The organism is Alphaproteobacteria bacterium, from assembly GCA_040220875.1.
In the GTDB taxonomy this organism is placed as follows: Bacteria; Pseudomonadota; Alphaproteobacteria; order JAVJVX01; family JAVJVX01; genus JAVJVX01.
The window spans coordinates 411,820-426,552 of the sequence record JAVJVX010000006.1 but is presented as its reverse complement, the minus strand read 5'-3'; the positions used below and the strand labels follow the sequence as shown (position 1 = coordinate 426,552).

Annotated in this window: 16 protein-coding genes; 7 read left to right on the top strand and 9 right to left on the bottom strand. The window is 66.1% G+C overall.

All coding sequences use genetic code 11. The features are described 5' to 3' along the window. Positions 1–12: 12 nt before the first annotated feature. Positions 13–594 carry an SH3 domain-containing protein gene (locus RLQ26_08015; protein MEQ9088670.1) on the bottom strand — a complete coding sequence of 194 codons (582 nt, stop codon included), beginning with the start codon at positions 592–594 and terminating at the stop codon, positions 13–15. A gap of 222 nt (positions 595–816) precedes the next feature. On the opposite strand from RLQ26_08015, the gene RLQ26_08010 reads away from it, so the two are divergent. Continuing rightward, positions 817–1,803: a D-glycerate dehydrogenase gene (locus RLQ26_08010; protein ID MEQ9088669.1), complete on the top strand. Its 987-nt coding sequence runs from the start codon at positions 817–819 to the stop codon at positions 1,801–1,803. Positions 1,804–1,843: 40 nt separating this feature from the next. Here the strand turns inward: RLQ26_08010 and RLQ26_08005 are convergent, their stop codons facing one another. The 8 genes from RLQ26_08005 to RLQ26_07970 all read right to left on the bottom strand — a co-directional run bounded on the left by RLQ26_08005 (position 1,844) and on the right by RLQ26_07970 (position 9,157). Continuing rightward, complete coding sequence (locus tag RLQ26_08005) at positions 1,844–2,299, bottom strand: hypothetical protein (protein ID MEQ9088668.1); 456 nt, start codon at positions 2,297–2,299, stop codon at positions 1,844–1,846. Further along, a complete protein-coding gene (moeB, locus tag RLQ26_08000; GenBank protein MEQ9088667.1) occupies positions 2,289–3,083 on the bottom strand; it encodes a molybdopterin-synthase adenylyltransferase MoeB in 795 nt (264 codons plus the stop codon). The genes RLQ26_08005 and moeB overlap by 11 nt, the downstream gene beginning before the upstream one ends. A 67-nt stretch (positions 3,084–3,150) precedes the next feature. Further along, positions 3,151–4,116, bottom strand: coding sequence for a cysteine synthase A (cysK, locus tag RLQ26_07995; protein ID MEQ9088666.1), 966 nt, complete (start codon positions 4,114–4,116; stop codon positions 3,151–3,153). 201 nt (positions 4,117–4,317) lie between these two features. Then, positions 4,318–4,767, bottom strand: coding sequence for an Rrf2 family transcriptional regulator (locus RLQ26_07990; protein ID MEQ9088665.1), 450 nt, complete (start codon positions 4,765–4,767; stop codon positions 4,318–4,320). 12 nt (positions 4,768–4,779) lie between these two features. Continuing rightward, positions 4,780–5,250 (bottom strand): dUTP diphosphatase, encoded by a 471-nt coding sequence (dut, locus tag RLQ26_07985; protein MEQ9088664.1) that lies wholly within the window; start codon positions 5,248–5,250, stop codon positions 4,780–4,782. A gap of 51 nt (positions 5,251–5,301) precedes the next feature. Further along, positions 5,302–6,510, bottom strand: a complete 1,209-nt coding sequence (coaBC, locus tag RLQ26_07980) for a bifunctional phosphopantothenoylcysteine decarboxylase/phosphopantothenate--cysteine ligase CoaBC (GenBank protein MEQ9088663.1) — start codon at positions 6,508–6,510, stop codon at positions 5,302–5,304. A 195-nt stretch (positions 6,511–6,705) separates the two neighbouring features. Continuing rightward, the gene (gene ubiB, locus RLQ26_07975; GenBank protein ID MEQ9088662.1) at positions 6,706–8,286 is read right to left on the bottom strand and encodes a 2-polyprenylphenol 6-hydroxylase; all 1,581 of its coding nucleotides are present in this window, start codon (positions 8,284–8,286) and stop codon (positions 6,706–6,708) included. A 4-nt stretch (positions 8,287–8,290) separates the two neighbouring features. Further along, the gene (locus RLQ26_07970) at positions 8,291–9,157 is read right to left on the bottom strand and encodes a class I SAM-dependent methyltransferase (GenBank protein ID MEQ9088661.1); all 867 of its coding nucleotides are present in this window, start codon (positions 9,155–9,157) and stop codon (positions 8,291–8,293) included. Positions 9,158–9,203: 46 nt separating this feature from the next. On the opposite strand from RLQ26_07970, the gene mutM reads away from it, so the two are divergent. From mutM to dnaA, 6 genes are all read left to right on the top strand, one after another. Beyond that, positions 9,204–10,058, top strand: a complete 855-nt coding sequence (gene mutM, locus RLQ26_07965) for a bifunctional DNA-formamidopyrimidine glycosylase/DNA-(apurinic or apyrimidinic site) lyase (protein MEQ9088660.1) — start codon at positions 9,204–9,206, stop codon at positions 10,056–10,058. A gap of 10 nt (positions 10,059–10,068) precedes the next feature. Continuing rightward, on the top strand, positions 10,069–10,476 hold the full coding sequence (locus tag RLQ26_07960) for a hypothetical protein (protein MEQ9088659.1): 408 nt from the start codon (positions 10,069–10,071) through the stop codon (positions 10,474–10,476). 130 nt (positions 10,477–10,606) lie between these two features. Beyond that, complete coding sequence (locus RLQ26_07955; GenBank protein MEQ9088658.1) at positions 10,607–11,392, top strand: enoyl-CoA hydratase; 786 nt, start codon at positions 10,607–10,609, stop codon at positions 11,390–11,392. A gap of 153 nt (positions 11,393–11,545) precedes the next feature. After that, on the top strand, positions 11,546–11,806 hold the full coding sequence (gene rpsT / locus RLQ26_07950; protein ID MEQ9088657.1) for a 30S ribosomal protein S20: 261 nt from the start codon (positions 11,546–11,548) through the stop codon (positions 11,804–11,806). Positions 11,807–12,587: 781 nt separating this feature from the next. Continuing rightward, entirely contained in the window at positions 12,588–13,028 is a 441-nt protein-coding gene (locus RLQ26_07945; GenBank protein ID MEQ9088656.1) for a rhodanese-like domain-containing protein, read from the top strand. A 179-nt stretch (positions 13,029–13,207) separates the two neighbouring features. Further along, positions 13,208–14,641 carry a chromosomal replication initiator protein DnaA gene (gene dnaA, locus RLQ26_07940; GenBank protein ID MEQ9088655.1) on the top strand — a complete coding sequence of 478 codons (1,434 nt, stop codon included), beginning with the start codon at positions 13,208–13,210 and terminating at the stop codon, positions 14,639–14,641. Positions 14,642–14,733 lie beyond the last annotated feature (92 nt).

The following is a 14,733-nucleotide window of genomic DNA, read 5'->3' as shown; positions in this document are numbered from 1 at the left end:
TTTCAGTCCGGGTCAGTCCGGGCTTTCGCCGGGGTAGATGCCCCAGATCTGCTGGCGCATGAGCCAGCCGCGCAGTCCCGCCACCGCGATCCGGCACCAGGCGGCCCGGCAATCGCCGATCTCGGCGATGACCCCCCGCTCGAGCCGCGCGACAGGCGCCGCATCGGCCTCGGGCCGATGGCGCAGCACGGCCTGTTCCGCCGTGACCAGGGCAAATCGCCGTCCGGAGAGCATGGACTGGTGCACCCAGCCCTCCGTCCCCTCGGGGTCGCGGATACGCCGCCAGGTGTCGAATTCGGCGATAATCTCGATCGGATAATGCCGGCGGTGATAAACCCATTCGATCGGATACTGGATGCCTGGCCCGGTCCGGAGATTGACCTCATCGGCCCTGAGCGAGACGTAGCGGGGCAGACTGAGCCCGCTGGGCCCGAGAGCGTCGTCGGCCGCCCCGGTGTTCCCGGCGCTGGGGGCCTGGGCCAGAAATCCGAGGGCGGCAATCAGCAGCCAGGCGACGGGACCGCGCCGGGGCTGGCGCCGGCCGGTCCGGCGGGGAGCCCCGGCAGGGCGCTGGCGATGTTCAGGTGAAATCAAGACCGGTCCCAACTTTTCCGATATTTCCCACTTTTCGCGAGCCCGGCCCCGCGACCCCCGTGGACAGGCGCGCCCGTTTTCGCTAATCCCATAATCCGCCTGCGGTTCCTATTTCAAGGACCCCGTTCAAAACCCCGCAACATCGAGCGGAGAGGGGCAGGCGCCGTCCGAACGGTCCGGCGAGCCTGGCGCCGCGCGGGCGGAGGAAACGTCGAGGAGGATATGGCCCAGAAACGTCCCCTGGTCGTCGTCACGCGCAAGCTGCCTGACGTCATCGAGACGCGGATGATGGAGCTTTTCGACACCCGGCTCAATCTCGATGATCACCGGTTGAGCCGGGCGGAACTTGCCGAGGCGCTGGCCAACGCCGATGTGGTGGTTCCTACTCTGACCGACCGGATCGATGCCGGGCTTCTCGACCATGCCGGCCCCAAGCTCCGCCTGCTCGCCAATTTTGGAAACGGCGTCGATCACATCGATCTTGAGGCCGCCGCCGATCGCCGAATTGCGGTTACAAACACGCCCGGCGTGCTGACGGAAGATACGGCCGATATGACGATGGCGCTGATCCTGTCCGTGCCGCGGCGCCTGGCCGAGGGGGACAGGCTGGTGCGCGCCCATGAGTGGCGCGGCTGGAGTCCCACCTTCATGATGGGTCACCGCATTTCGGGCAAACGACTTGGCATCATCGGAATGGGCCGCATTGGCACCGCGGTGGCCCGTCGCGCGCGCGGCTTCGGGCTTTCGATCCATTATCACAACCGCCGGCCCGTGGCGCCCGATACCGAGCGCGAGCTCGAGGCGACCTACTGGGAAAGCCTCGACCAGATGCTCGCCCATATGGACATCGTTTCGATCAACTGCCCGCACACGCCCGCCACCTTCCATCTTCTCTCGGCGCGCCGTCTCGGTCTGCTCCGACGGGAAAGCTATCTGATCAACACGTCGCGCGGCGAGGTGGTGGACGAGACGGCGCTGGTCTCGCTCCTGCGCGAGGGCCGGATCGCGGGGGCGGGGCTCGACGTGTTCGAGCACGAGCCCGACGTCAACCCGGCCCTGCTCGAGCTCCCCAACGTTGTACTGCTGCCCCATCTCTCATCCTCGACCATCGAGGCCCGGATCGAGATGGGCGAGAAGGTGATCGTGAATATCCGGACCTACGTGGATGGCCACACCCCGCCCGACCGCGTGCTCGAAACCCTGATCTGAATCGCGGTCCGCCGGCCGGCCGGCCTGGATGCCGGTCAGCCTAGATAAAGACGATCTGGCCGGCAGGTCCCGCCCAGTTGTAGAGCGTCACGATCCCCGCCACCTCGAACGGAATATCGGGCCTGAGATCGGAAATCGCCAGATCTTCGCCCAGCAAGCCCATCTCGCACGCAATGAACCGCGCCTCGAGCTCCGCCGTTGCGGCGAGGAGCTCCTCGAACCGTCCCAGCCCGCGCCGGCCATGGCCGTCATCGATCCCGACCGCGGTTTCGCTGCCATCCCTGCTCGTCAGCCCGACCCAGCCCGGCACGCCGCCAGGTTTTGGCCGCCGGAAGGCGTGCAGTGCCCGGCCCGTCACGAACAGCATGACCGGCCGGCCGAGGGCGCAGGCGGCGCTGGCCATGACGAGGGCGTAGTGGACCCGCTCGAAGGCGCCATCATGCAGCACCAGGGCAAGGGGCGACATCGCATGTTCGGCGTGTGGCTCACGCGCCATGGTGACCGAGATCCCGGATCGTCGGGTTGGCGCCGCAAAGCGGGCAGGCCGGGTCGGCCGGCACGCGAATCTTCCGGAAGCGGGTGCCGAGCGCATCATAGAGCAACAGATGTCCGGCCAGGCTTTCGCCCAGGCCGAGAATCTCCTTGATGACTTCGCTCGCCTGCAGCGATCCGGCCACGCCGACCACGGCCCCCATGACGCCACCCTCGGCGCAGCTCGGCACCGTGCCCGGCGCCGGCGCCTCGGGATAAAGGCAGCGATAGCAGGGCCGGCCGCCGCCGTCGAACGCCCGAAAGGTCGCGATCTGTGCCTCGAATTTGAGAACGGAGGCACTCACCAGCGGTTTTTTTGAGAGCATCGCCGCGTCATTCGCGAGGTAGCGGGTCGCGAAATTATCGCTGCCATCGGCTACGAGGTCGTAACCGGCCAGAATATCGAGCGCGTTCGCGGCCGAGAATCTGGTTTCGTGAAGCTCGACCCGCGTATCGGGGTTGATGTCGGCCAGGGTCCGCCGGGCACTCTCCAGCTTGGATTGGCCCAGCGCCGATTCGCGGTGGATGATCTGACGGTGAAGATTGGTCAGCTCCACGCGGTCGTCATCCACGATGCCGAGGCGGCCGACGCCTGCGGCGGCGAGATACATGAGAAGGGGAGAGCCCAGCCCGCCGGCACCGATCACGAGCACGCTCGCCCGGTTCAGGCGTTCCTGTCCGGCGCCGCCGATTTCGGGCAGCACGATATGGCGGGCATAGCGGCGAAGCTGGGTGTCCGTAAAATCCATGCCTTCCTCTGCCGGACGCGGCGCTGTTCCCGCGCCCGCCCGTGCCATGGCAATGGTCCGTCGGCGCCTAGAGGTCTTCGAAGAGCGCCGTGGACAGGTAGCGTTCGGCGAAGGAGGGAATGATCGCCACGATCATTTTGCCGGCCATGCCGTCCTGTTTACCCACCTCGAGAGCGGCGGCGAGCGCCGCGCCGGATGAGATTCCGACCGGGATGCCTTCGAGCCTGGCGAGCTTGCGCGCCATCTGAAAGGCGGTCTCGTTGGATACGGTGATGACCTGGTCGATCAGGTCCGTCTTGAGAATATCCGGCACGAAACCGGCGCCAATACCCTGGATCTTGTGCGGCCCCGGCGCGCCGCCCGACAGGACCGGGCTGTCCTCAGGCTCGACCGCGATCATCTGGACGCTCTCCTTGCGCGACTTCAAGACCTCGCCGACGCCGGTGATCGTGCCGCCCGTGCCGACACCCGAGATGACCGCATCCACCTTGCCGCCGGTGTCCTTCCAGATTTCCTCCGCCGTCGTGCGCCGATGAATTTCGGGATTGGCAGGGTTCTTGAATTGCTGAAGCATGTAGGCGTCGGGCAGCTCGCGTTGCAATTCCTCGGCCCGTTCGATGGCGCCCCGCATCCCCTGCGCCGCCGGCGTCAGATCCAGTTCGGCCCCAAGCAGCTTGAGCATCTTGCGCCGCTCGATCGACATGCTTTCCGGCATGGTCAGGATCAGCCGGTAGCCCTTGGCCGCGGCCACGAAGGCGAGCGCGATGCCGGTATTGCCCGAGGTCGGCTCGATCAGCACCGTCTTGCCTGGTGTGATCTTGCCGGATTTCTCGGCGTCTTCGATCATGGCCGATCCGATACGGTCCTTGACTGAGGCGAGGGGGTTAAAGAATTCCAGCTTGCCGACGATATCGGCCGGGCAGTTCTCCGCCTCGGCGATTCGCGACAGTCGGACCAGCGGCGTGGCGCCCACCGTTTCGATGATGTTCTCGTAGATGTGTCCCCGGAATTCCGCGGAACCGTTCGCGGCCATATTCGTCTCCCTGTTTCCTCGATCGTTTCAGCTCGGTCTCGGTCTCGGTCGCGGCTGCGGCCACGGCCTCGGCCTCGGTGTGGTGTTCGCGCCCCTCATGCCCGCCCGCGCATGCGGGCTCCCGACCTCCGCTGGTCCCGCACTATACCGTGATTTTGCGGCCCGCCTACGGCGTTCGCCCGGCCCGGATCCAAATCCTGTCTAGATGATGAAGTCGAGCGGGTTTTCCACCCCCTCGTCAAGTCCCGCCGCCTGCGCGCGCAGGCAGAGATCTTCGATCGAAATTTCGTCCAGCCGCTCGAGCGTCCCCGCCTGCACGTCCTGCCAGACCGGGGCGATCACCTGGCGATGCAGCACCGTTCCTCCGGCCGTCGCTTCGCGCCCCGGCGCCACCTCCTCGACCGCGCGCACGATGTCGGCCAGCGTGATGCGCCGCCTTTCGCGCGCCAGCCGGTAGCCGCCCTTCGGCCCCCGAATACCGGAAAGGATGCCGGCCTTCACCAGTTTCTGGAGCACCTGTTCGAGATAGCGTGGCGGAATACCCTGGCGGCTCGTGATATCGCGGCTCGGCACCGGCCGGTCAAGCGGCTGGCGGGCGATGTCGGTGACCGCCTCGATCGCGAACATGAGCTTCCTCGGCAGGGTCAGCATCGCGTCCGCCCGTCAGCTGCCCGTCGATCCAAATCCGCCCTCGCCCCGCCGGGTCGGGGAAACCTCGGCCACCTCCCGCCAACCGGCGCGCAGCACCGGGGCCAGGACCAGCTGGGCGATGCGCATGCCGCGGCTGATGGTGAACGGCGCCTCGCCGAGATTGACCAGGATGACACCCACCTCGCCCCGGTAATCGGAATCGACCGTCCCCGGCGCGTTCAGCACCGTAATACCGTGCTTGAGCGCGAGGCCCGATCGCGGGCGCACCTGTATCTCGAAGCCGGCCGGCAAATCGAGGCAAAACCCGGTCGGGATCAGGGCCCGCGCCCCCGGCGCCAAAACCAGGTCCTCTGTCACTGCCGCGACGACGTCGCAGCCCGCCGCCTCCTCGCTGCCATAAGCCGGGAGTGGGAGATCGGCGCCATGGGGGAGGCGTTGGAGGCAAACGATCACACTCTGGTCGTCTCGGGCAGGCGCGGCCATGGCAACTCCTTGGGGCAGTCGGGACGGGTCAGTCGGGACGGGTCGGGCGGATCAGGCGGCGGACGTGGCGAAATGGTCGGCGATGCGCCCGGCCAGGCGCCCGGCCACCTCGTCCTTGGTCAGTTTCGGCCAGTCCTCGACCCCGTCGGCGGTAATGACATGAACGGTATTGCTGTCGCCGCCGAAGACGCCTGTCCCGTGCGAAACGTCATTGGCCACGATCCAGTCGCAGCCTTTTCTGCGGCGCTTCTCGCGCGCGTTCTCGACCACCCGCGACGTCTCGGCCGCGAACCCGATGACGAGGCCAGGGCGCCTCGCGGCGTGGGCGAGTTCGCAGAGGATGTCCGGGTTGGGCGCGAGCCGGATGGCGGGCGGCGCCGTGTTGCCGCCCTTCTTGATTTTCTCGGGCGCTGCCGCGCTCGGCCGCCAGTCGCTCACGGCGGCGGCACAGACGGCGATATCGGCCGGCAGCGCGCCGAGGCAGGCAGCGAGCATGTCCTCGGCCGATTCGGCGCGGATCACCGTGACGCCCGCCGGGTCCGGCTGGGATGTCGGTCCGGAAACGAGGGTCGTGCGCGCGCCCAGCCTGGCCAAAGCCTTCGCGATAGCGTGGCCCTGCTTGCCGGAGGAGCGATTGGCGATAAATCGTACCGGATCGATCGCCTCATGCGTGGGGCCGCTGGTCACGAGCGCGTGGCGGCCCGAGAGCGGCGCGTCGGAGGTAAAAAAATCCGTGATCCGGGCGAGGATTTCTTCCGGTTCCGCCATCCGGCCGGGACCGAACTCGCCGCAGGCCATCTCGCCCTTGCCGGGGGGCGCGATCATCACCCCGCGCGTGACCAGCGTCGCCAGATGGGCTTCCGTTGCGGGATGCGCCCACATGACATGGTTCATGGCCGGGGCCACGAGGACCGGGCGCGGATTCGCAAGCAGCACGGTGGACGCAAGGTCGTCGCTTCGGCCAAGCGCCATCTTGGCGAGGAAATCGGCGCTGGCCGGCGCCACGACAACGAGATCGGTCTCGCGAGTGAGGCGGATGTGCCCCATCTCGTGCTCGTCCGTCAATGAGAAGAGATCGCGATAAACGGGGGCGCCCGAAAGGGCCTGCACCGACAGGGGTGTGACGAACTCGGCCCCCGCCGGGGTCAGGATGCAGCGCAGCTCCGCGCCGGCCTCCTTGAGGCGACGGATCAGGAAAAGGCTCTTATAGGCAGCGATGCCGCCCGTGATGACCAGAAGGATGCGCTTGCCGGCCAGCATCGGGTCCATTCCCAAATTCCAAGTTCGGCATGTTAAATGCGCCGAGACTGTAGGGAGCGCGCGCGTCCTCTGCAAGCGCCGGCCGCGCGCGTGCGGTCGTCATCCCCTTCATTCCAGATATAGGGGTTGATAATGAATGCTACATATATATGTGGGTGGCCGAAGGAGGTGGCGCTCTCGAACCCGGCGACGCGCCTAGAACAGCGCCGCCAGGGCGAGGAGCAGCGCCGCCGCCGAGAGGCCGAGCGCCAGGCCGAGGGTAAGGCCACCGCCCGGTGCGCGGTGCGTGGATCGGCCGTCTTTCGCGCCGTCAGCCCCTCTCAGCCGCGCTACCGTCTCCGGGTGCAGCCGGATACCATGGGCGATCATGTCGCGCACCGCCCGCTCCAAATCGGTAAGAAGGCCGGGCAGCCGCGACACGGAGGCCCCGACCTCTCCGGCCGCATCGCGCAGCCGCGCCTCGGGCCCGCGATGGGCGCGCATCCAGTCCTCGATCAACGGACGGGTCAATTCCCACATGTTCACCGACGGATCGAGCCGGCGGCCGATGCCTTCGGCCACGAGCATGGATTTCTGCAGCAGCAGCAATTGCGGCTGCGCTTCCATCTCGAACGTCTCGGTGATCTGGAACAGTTGGCCCAGCAGGCGGGCCACGGAGATCTGGTTCATGGGCAGGCCCAGGATAGGCTCGGCAATGGAGCGGCAGGCCTGGGTGAAGGCATCGATCGACTGGTCGGCCGGAATATAGCCGGCCTCGAAATGCACTTCCGCCACGCGGCGGTAGTCACGCTGGAGAAAGCCGAGCAGCATGTCGGCGAGGTAATAGCGCGTCTCGCGGTCGAGCCGGCCGGTAATCCCGAAATCGACCAGCGCGAAAGTGCCGTCGGACTCGATGAAGATATTGCCGGGGTGCAGATCGGCATGAAAAAAACCGTCGCGGAAGACCTGAGTGAAAAAAACCGATGACGCGGTGGTAAGCACCTCGCGCGGGTCCAGTCCCGAGGCACGCAGCCGCTCCACCTCGTCGACGGCAATCCCCTCGATTCGTTCCAGCGTCAGCACGCTGTGCCCGGTATGGGTCCAGTAGATTTTCGGGATGTGCACCCGCGCATCGCCGGCGAAGTTCTCGGCCAGCTCCGAAGCCGCGGCCGCCTCATATCGCAGGTCCATCTCGAGGGTGACCATATGGGCGAAGGTTTCCACCACCTCAACCGGCTTGAGGCGGCGGTAATCCGGCTGAAAGCGCTCGATCCGCCGGGCCAGCCAGCGGAAGAAGGCGATGTCGCGGGCAAAGGCGCGGGCGATATCGGGGCGCAGCACCTTGACGGCGACCGGTTCGCCCGATTTCAGCTCGGCGAAATGAACCTGCGCGATGCTGGCGGCGGCCACGGGGCGGTGATCGAAGGATTCGAAGATCTCGTCGATCGGATGATCCAGTTCGAGCCCGATGATTTCCCGGACATGGCTGAAGGCGAAGGGCGGCAGCTTGTCCTGCAATTCCGACAGGTCGCGCGCCACGTCCTCGCCGATCAGGTCCGAACGGGTGGCCAGGCTCTGGCCGAACTTGATGAAGCTCGGCCCAAGCGCCTGCAGCGCGGCCGCGAGACGCTGGCCCGGCCGCCGGCCGCGGGCGGCGCGCGGCGGGATCAACCGGATAAGCGTGCGCTCGATCCAGCGCGGCGCGCCCAGCAAGGTGAGCGGAAAGAGCGCGTCGTGACGGGCCAGCGTGACCGCCATCCGGGCGATGCGCACGGCATGGGTAAGGCCCGCAAACATGTGCCTAGAGCCGCCAGCCGGAATGCATGGCCACGATCCCGCCCGACAGGTTGCGGTAGGAAACCCGTGCGAGCCCGGCCTCGGCCATCATGTCGGCCAGGCGGTCCTGCGCCGGAAACCGGCGGATGCTTTCCACCAGATACTGGTAGGCGGCGCGGTCATGAGCGACCATTTCGCCCATCCAGGGCACGACTCCAAAGGAGTATCGTTCATACAGCTCACTCAGGACCGGCACGGTGACGCGGCTGAACTCGAGGCACAGGAACCGCCCGCCCGGCCGGAGCACGCGCCTTGCCTCGCGGAGTGCGCGCGAAATGCGTGTCACATTCCGCAGGCCGAAGGCCATGGTGATTCCGTCGACCGAGGCGGGGGCAAAGGGGAGGTCCTCGGCGCTGGCGACCACCCAGGCGAAGCTCGCTGCGTCCAGCCGTTTTTCGGCCCGCGCGCGCCCCTGGGCCAGCATGGCGGGATTGATGTCGGTGACCCAGACGGGCGGTTCTGTCCCGGTCCCGGCAGAGGCCGGAAGGGCGCGGCGGGTTTCCGCGATGCGGTCCCGGATGCGAAAGGCGATATCGCCCGTCCCACCCGCCAGATCGACATATCGCCGTCCCGCGCGCGGCGCCAGCCAGGAGACCATGGCGTTTTTCCAGAGCCGGTGCAGCCCTGCGCTCATGAGATCGTTCATCAGGTCGTAGCGGTTGGCGACGCGCTGGAAGACGTCGCCGACCAGCCGGTCGCGCGCAGCCCGGGGCACGCGGGCAAAGCCGAAATCGACGACCTCCTCCTCGCCGGCGAGGATGCCGGGCGAAGCCGGTCCGCCCGGCTGTCGGGCCGGGTGTTCGGGCGGGCTTTGGGATGGCGGCTCGGTCATGGTCGGACCATAGCGCAGGGTTCGGGTTCAGGCTACGTTACGGCGCATGCCCGAGTTGCCCGAAGTCGAAACCGTTCGTCTTGCCCTCGAAGCCGGCCTCGCGGGCAGGCGTTTCGCCTGCGTGAAGTTGCGCCGCGCGGATCTGCGCTTTCCCTTTCCGCCCGGGCTTGGCGAGACGTTGGCCGGGCGGCGCATCGCGCGCTTCGGCCGGCGGGCAAAGTATCTTCTCCTCCATCTCGACGATGGCGGGGTGCTGATCGCGCATCTCGGCATGTCGGGGCGGATGCGCGTGAGCGGGCCGGCCGAGGCGGCCCGCCTGTCCCCGCCCGGCAAGCACGATCACGTCATCTTCACCATGGATGATGGCACGGAGTGGCGCTTCAACGATGCGCGCCGCTTCGGCCTGCTGGATTACGCTCTGCCGGGGGCCCTCGCCGAGCACCGTTTTTTTCGCGCCCTCGGTCCCGAGCCCATCGGTCTGGCGGGCGAACGAACCCTTTCGGGCGCGATTCTGGCGCCGCGGCTCAAGGGCAAGCGCACGCCGATCAAGGCGGCATTGCTCGATCAGCGGGTAATCGCCGGTCTCGGCAATATCTATGTCTGCGAGGCATTGTTCCGCGCCGGTCTCTCGCCCCGCCGCCAGGCGGCGAGCGTGCAGGGCAAACGGGCGGACAGGCTCGCCGGCGCCATTCACGATGTGCTGGTCGAGGCGATCGGCGCCGGTGGCTCCTCGCTGCGCGATCATGTGAGCCCGACGGGCGAACTGGGCTATTTCCAGCACCGCTTCGCCGTCTATGGCCGGGCCGGGGAGACCTGCCCGGACTGTCGGTGCGGGCGTGTGATCCGACGGATCGTTCAGTCGGGCCGGTCGACCTTTTATTGTGCCGAACGCCAGCGTTAGACTGTCTCCCATGACCCGCCCTTTCCGGCTCCGGTATCCCGCCGCCCCGCTGACCGCAACCCTCGCCCTCGCGGCCGCCCTGGCCATTGCCTTGCTGGCCGGCTCTTCCGCGGCCGTCGAGTTCGTCGAGGGGGTGGACGACCTGCCGCTCATGCAGGGCCTGTCGCCGGTGGCGGAGGCGGGAATGGTGTTCGACAGCCCGGCCGGACGGATCGTGCAGGGCGTTGCCGCGGGCCCGATCGAGCCGGCCGAAATTCTCGCATTCTACCGCACCACCCTGCCCCAGCTCGGGTGGCGCGAAGTGGCGCCCCGGCGCTTTCGCCGCGAGGATGAGATCCTCGAGCTCACGGTCGAGGCGGGCGAGGGCCTTGCCACCGTGTCCTTCCGCCTCGGGCCCGCCGCCGGTCAGGGCGGCTGACCGCTCGCCCCTCACCCGAGCCTTGCGCTGGGCGCGGCGAGCGCTTAGGCAGAAGCACAATATTGCACTGCAAAAGCAGCGGTGACGGACCGCCGGGGTCCGGCGCGCCGCCCATCAGCCGGAGACGGAAATGACGACAGCCACTTACGAAACTCTGATTGTAGAAACCCGCGAGCGGGTCGGCCTGATCACGCTGAACCGGCCGGAGGCGCTGAACGCGCTCAACAGCGCGCTGATCGGCGAACTCAATACCGTGCTCGACGCTTTCGAAGCGGATGACGCGATTGGCGCCATCGTCCTCACGGGCGGCGAGAAGGCCTTTGCCGCCGGGGCCGATATCAAGGAGATGGCCGGCAAGAGCTTTGCCGAAGCTTATGGTGAAGATTTCATTACCAGGGATTGGGAACGCATCACGCGCTGCCGCAAACCGGTCATTGCAGCCGTCGCCGGGTTCGCGCTTGGAGGCGGATGCGAACTGGCCATGATGTGCGATCTCATTCTCGCCGGCGACACGGCCAAATTCGGACAGCCCGAAATAACACTTGGTATTCTGCCTGGCGCCGGGGGTACCCAGCGTCTTACCCGCGCGGTCGGCAAATCCAAGGCGATGGAACTCTGCCTGACGGGCCGGATGATGGAGGCCGAGGAGGCCGAACGGGCCGGGCTGGTCGCGCGCATCGTGCCGTCGGGGGAGCTGGTGGACGAAGCAGTCAGACTGGCCGGAAAGATCGCCGCCTTTTCGCGGCCGTCGGTCATGATGGCAAAGGAGGCCGTCAATGCCGCGTTCGAAACATCCCTGGCGGAGGGAATCCGGCTGGAGCGCCGTCTTTTCCACGCAACTTTTGCGACCGAAGATCAAAAAGAAGGCATGCGCGCCTTTATGGAAAAGAGAAAGCCGGATTTCCGTCATCGCTGACGGGCCGCCGGGCCAGCCCGCGACACGGGCGCGCCCGGCCGGCCAGCGCCCGTATTTCCGCCTGTTTTCAGGGGGCTATCCCGCCCGTTGACGCCGCCGGGCACGGCGGCTATAAACCGCGCCTCAACGCCAGCAGACTCGGATCTTCCAAAGATGGCCAACATCAAATCCGCCCGCAAACGCATCCGTCAGGACGAACGGCGCACGGCCGAGAACCGCGCCCGAACAACGCGCATTCGTACCTACGTGAAGAACGTGCAGACCGCTATCGCAACCGGCGACAAGGCGGCTGCGACAGCGGCGCTTCGCGCGGCGGAACCGGAACTGGCCCGCGGCGTTCGTCGCGGCGTGCTGCATTGGCGCACGGCCAGCCGCAACGTTTCACGACTGGCCAAGCGCATAGCGGCGCTTTGATATTCAAGACCTGATAACGCGCGCCGCCTTTTGCCTTTCGCGGCGCAAACACCAGACCGACCGCCCGCAACCTGACGGGCGGTCGTTTTCGTTCGCGAAGAACGGATCCCGCTCCTAATCGGGGGACATCGGAATAGCCCGCCGGTTCACGGCGGCGCTAACCCGCTGTACTGAAAATGAGTCCGATTATGTCAACCGGGAAGAATCGATTCGGATAAAATTTTTTTCCCCTGAACGCAGTCTAACGCGTTGTCCCTCCCGGGGAGTGAGTTTAGATTGTCGATCCTCATCTGGGGGCGGGAGGATCCCGCCCAGGATTTCAGGACCGCAATTCAGGGAAAGTTGGTGTCGATCTTTTTTAAGAGTTCGCCAATGTCGGACGCGACTTCGACTCCTCTGCAGGAAGACTCGACACTCGCTTGAGGGCACGGACGCACGAGACGCAAATACTGAACACGAGAGACGAAGCTGGGGACTGCAAAAAATATAAAGAGCCGACATTGATGGGCTCGCTTGCGATGGGTTCGCTTGCAACGGGTTCGCTTGCGGCGGGAAGTCGACGGTAACAAATACGGCAGGGACAGCGGACGCGGGCGGAGACACCAGAAGCGTTCGGAAGCGTTCCCGCCACCGGCACTTGCCACCCGCCACCCGCCACCCGCCCATGATCTGATCGGGAACAATCTTTTCGCCAAAAGGCGTCGTCTCGGAATTTGCCCGTGTCTTCATTTGTCTCTGGGGTGGTCCCGGCTGGGACCGGTTGTTTTTGGGGGATCGCGGAGTGAGCCACGGTGCGGCTTCAGACGGCAGTTACGCCGGGGACGTGACAGTCCAGGAAGCCTGGCGGATTCTCAAGGAACATGAGGATGCGCTTCTCGTGGACGTCCGGACCCGAGCGGAATGGAACTGGGTCGGTGTGCCGGCGCTGAGTGACATCGGCAAGGAGCCCGCCTTCATCGAGTGGCAGCAGTTCCCGTCGGGCGATCTCAATCCGAATTTCGTTGACGCGGTCAAGGCACAGGCACCGGATCGGGATGCGCCGGTCCTCTTCCTGTGCCGGTCCGGAGCGCGCTCGGAAGCGGCCGCGAAGGCGCTGACGGCGGCCGGGCTGACCAAGTGCTTCAACATCTCCGACGGCTTCGAGGGGCCGCCGGATGATCAGCACCATCGGGGACGGCTCGCTGGCTGGAAAGCCGCCGGTCTGCCCTGGATACAAAAATGACGGTTTGGGAATATCAGGCGCGAATCGAGGAGCCAGACACGGCTGGACAGGATACCGAGAGGCCGTCCAGCGCGGACAGGCCGGAGACCGGGAAGCTGGGAAGCCGGGAAGCTGAGACAAGTACGCTGCGCGCCGGTTTCAGACGGCGGCGGGTTTTGAGGGGGCTGTAAGAGTTGCAGATGGTCAAGTCTGTCGAAGGTCGGGATATCCAGGGTGAGTGGGCTCGCGTCCGGGCGGTGATCCGCAAGGAAGTCGGAGAGGAAACCTACAGGAGCTGGCTCAAGCCGCTGGTCCTGGTGGGCGACGGCGCGGGCGAAATCCACCTTGCGGCGCCAACCCGCTTCATTCGCGATTGGGTGAGTGACCATTACGGCGACCGGATCCGGGAGCTGTGGCGGGCCGAGCGTCCCGAAATCGAGGTGATCGAATTCGACGTCGCGACGATCGCCGCCCAGGCAGCCGGTCCGCAAACCATCGATGGCCAGGTCTTGGCCGGCGGTCAGGCGGGCGCCGATGGCGGGCGCCATCAGGCTGGCATCAAGGCGGATTTCAGAGCCGAAGTCCGGGGCGACGGCGCAAATTATGCCGATTTCGGCGGACCTCTCGATTCGCGCTTCACCTTTGCCAATTTTGTCGTCGGCAATTCCAACGAGTTGGCCTTTGCCGCGGCCCGGCGCTGCGCCGAGTCGCCTGTCGTGCCGTTTAATCCGCTCTTCCTCTATGGCGGCGTCGGGCTCGGCAAGACCCATCTGATGCATGCCATCGCCTGGCATATCCGGGCGCGCGATCCCAATCGGCGGGTGGTGTATCTTTCGGCCGAAAAATTCATGTATCTGTTCATCCGCGCGCTGCGCTTCCGCGACACCATGGCGTTCAAGGAACAGTTCCGCCAGGTGGACGTGCTGATGATCGACGACGTTCAGTTCATCATCGGCAAGGAATCCACACAGGAAGAATTCTTCCATACTTTCAATGCACTGGTGGATCAGAACCATCAGGTTGTGATCTCGGCGGACAAGTCGCCGACTGACCTTGAGGGCATGGAGGAGCGGCTGCGCTCGCGCCTCGGCTGGGGGCTCGTCGCCGATATCCACCCCACCACTTACGAGCTGCGCATGGGCATCCTCCAGGCCAAGGCGGAAGAGCTCAAAATCGATGTGCCGGAAAAGGTGCTCGAATTTCTCGGCCACAAGATCACCTCAAACGTGCGCGAGCTCGAGGGCGCGCTTAACCGCATCGCCGCCCACGCCCAGCTCGTCGGCCGGCCGGTCACGCTGGAACACACCCAGGAAGTGCTGCACGACCTGCTGCGGGCGAATGAACGGCGGATTACCATCGAGGAGATTCAGAAACGCGTCGCCGAGCACTTCAATATCCGTCTTTCCGACATGCACTCGGCCCGCCGCGCGCGGGCGGTGGCCCGCCCGCGCCAGGTGGCGATGTATCTGTGCAAGCAGCTCACCCAGCGCTCGCTACCTGAAATCGGACGCAAATTCGGCGGGCGCGACCACACCACCGTCATGCACGCGGTGCGCAAGGTGGACGAGCTTGTGGGAAGCGACAATTCCTTCGCCGAGGACGTGCACCTGCTTCGCCGGATGCTCGAAAACTGACCCGCCCGCCGGCTTTCCGGGGCCCGCTTCGCGGCCCTGGCGGGCGGCACGTCCCGGCGCCGGGCAAGGGCAAAAGGCGGGCCGGATTCATT